Source organism: Mesorhizobium sp. M7A.F.Ca.ET.027.03.2.1 (assembly GCF_003999175.1).
In the GTDB taxonomy this organism is placed as follows: domain Bacteria; phylum Pseudomonadota; class Alphaproteobacteria; order Rhizobiales; family Rhizobiaceae; genus Mesorhizobium.
The window spans coordinates 1-2,340 of sequence record NZ_RZOM01000985.1 but is presented as its reverse complement, the minus strand read 5'-3'; the positions used below and the strand labels follow the sequence as shown (position 1 = coordinate 2,340).

At 63.0% G+C, this 2,340-nt stretch carries 3 protein-coding genes and 1 pseudogene; all 4 read right to left on the bottom strand.

Annotated elements, in window-relative coordinates:
* Window positions 1–71: 71 nt before the first annotated feature.
* Window positions 72–779, bottom strand: coding sequence for a DUF1045 domain-containing protein (locus EN750_RS30025; RefSeq protein ID WP_127398904.1), 708 nt, complete (start codon window positions 777–779; stop codon window positions 72–74).
* Between the two features lie 153 nt (window positions 780–932).
* On the bottom strand, window positions 933–1,745 hold the full coding sequence (gene iolB / locus EN750_RS30020) for a 5-deoxy-glucuronate isomerase (protein ID WP_127398903.1): 813 nt from the start codon (window positions 1,743–1,745) through the stop codon (window positions 933–935).
* A 198-nt stretch (window positions 1,746–1,943) separates the two neighbouring features.
* Window positions 1,944–2,162 (bottom strand): DUF3329 domain-containing protein, encoded by a 219-nt coding sequence (locus EN750_RS30015; protein WP_127398902.1) that lies wholly within the window; start codon window positions 2,160–2,162, stop codon window positions 1,944–1,946.
* Window positions 2,163–2,220: 58 nt separating this feature from the next.
* Window positions 2,221–2,340: pseudogene (locus tag EN750_RS30010) on the bottom strand (myo-inosose-2 dehydratase); the annotation flags it as partial.

The following is a 2,340-nucleotide window of genomic DNA, read 5'->3' as shown; positions in this document are numbered from 1 at the left end:
CGACGATCTCGTCGGCAAGCACGATGCGGGCATTGTGGAGAACAGTCTCGGCGGTCATTTCAGGCAGTCCTTCAGGCGGTTTTTCTGGCCGGGCGGCGCCCGAGCGCGTGATGCGAGAGCACCATGAACGGTGCACCCGGTTCGGTTTCGACAAACAAGGTCAGCGCATCCACCAGCACCTTCTGTTGCAGCACTTCCGCGAACAGGCTGTCGATCGCTGCGCGCAAACGAGGGCTTTCCTGTGACCCCGCCCGGCCCGACAGCGTCATGTGGAAGCGAAAGGTTTCGAAGACATAGGGGTAACCCCATTGGCAGAGATTGCGGAACTCGGCCGGCTTCAGCGAATCCGGGCTGCGCCGCTCGATTTCCGCTTCGCTCAGCGGTGCGCGAAACCGGTCGAAATCACGCACCACGTCATCGGCGAACCGGTTGAGCGCAGGCACTGGCCCTTCCGGCACCAGTGCGAAGAAGCCGTCGATCTGGCTGACCACGAGACGCGGGATGGTCACCACCGGCGTCGCCTCGGCAAAATGGTCGAGTGCGGCGCGCAGCGAGGCTTCCGTCTCGTTGGCAGCCAGGCGGAAGGGGGCTTTCAGCGTTGCGTGAAAGCCATAGCGGCGCGCCGAAGCGGTGTGGAAAGCGACTTCCGCCGCCGACAGGTCCGCCACCGCTTCGACCGGCCTCGTCGCGGCGCCGAACGCGTCGCGGCCCAGCCAGTCGGCGGCGATCCGCGCCAGTGGCTCGTCCTGCCGGGGGGTGAAATAGAGGGCGTAGCGCATGGAAAGTCCTTGTCAGCTTCGCTGCCATAGGTGATTTCCATGACGAATTGACGAAGCCTTGCTGGCTTTCAGGTAACAAAACGCTGCGGCGGGGTCATTAGCCGACGATTTTTTCGTGCTGGACCAGGGAGCGAGTGCTCACGCAGCGACCGATCAGGCCTTCATCAACCACTCGTGCTCGGGCGCGTTGTGGAATTTCCACGTCCGCTTCGGCCCTGCCATGACGTTGAGATAATAGAGGTCGTAGCCGTGGCAGGCGGCGCAGGGGTGATAACCCCTGGGCACCAGCACGACATCGCCATCCTCGATCGCCATCGCTTCGTCGAGCGCGCGGTGGCCATTCTTGTCGGCGTCGGTATAGACGCGCTGGAAGGCAAAACCCTGCGCCGGGTTGAGGCGGTGATAGTAGGTTTCCTCGAGGTAGGATTCGGCGGGTAGATTGTCCTGGTCGTGCTTGTGCGGCGGATAGCTCGACGTATGCCCGCCGGGCGTGATGACCTCGACCACCAGCAGCGAATCGGCCGGCTCGCCCTCCGGCAATATGTTGGTGACGTAGCGCGTGTTGGTACCCTTGCCGCGCACCTCCTGGCCGAGATCGCCCGGTGCGATCACCCGCACCGGCAGGCCGCCGCCAAGGCCCGGCGCCGAGCAGACCGCGAGTTCCAGCCCGGTGTCCGCTGTCACCGACCAGTCCGAACCCTCAGGCACATACACCGACCACGGCTTGCCCTCGAAGGGCGACATGCGCTCGCCGAGCAGGCCGAGATCCTTGCCGCCGGCTGAAGCCTTGCCCTTGCCGGTAACGAACACCAGGCAGACTTCGCGATCCTCCGTCTTGCCGGAGACGCTCTCGCCCGGCTTCAGCCGATGCAGGTCGAAACCGACATAGGTCCAGCCGGCGCTTTTCGGCGTCACATGGGCGACGCGGCCAAGGCCTTTGTCGGCCTTCACCAACAGCTTCGACATTTTTGTCTCCTATTCCGTTGGCTTGAAGGACTCCGTGAAGCCAAGCCGCCTGTTTTGAAAGGGCCATCGCAAATCTTCGGCTGGCGCCCTTCCAACTTCGTCATCCTAGGGTCTGCGCCGCGTCGCTTCGCTCCTTGCTCCGCCCCAGGATGACGAAACGAGAAGCACTGCAAGCTAGTCGCCAACGCATGCGATCAGTTACTCCTTCGGCTCGGGCTCGACCGAAGGCTTCGCCTCGTCAGCAGGCTTGTAGAGATAAAAAAACTGCCAGACGGCGTAGCCGGCGAAGCCGAGCGCGATCATGCCCCAGAACGGCGTGCCGGTGGCGAACTCGATGATCGACCAGATGACGCAGACCGCGACGATGGCGGCACGCCGCCACAAAGGCCGGAAGAAGGGGTGTTCGGAATCTTTCATCGGGCCAATCTACAGCAATCGGTCTCGCCGGGAACCCGTCGCACCAGCCATTGGGAAACTAGACATTTGGAAAGCCTTGCGTCTCGACCGTATAGCCGGCGGCGGTCATGACGCGCATCAATTCCTTGTAGCCAACCTGCGCCATCCTGAGTGGCGGGTTCTTTTTCGGGTCCTTCTC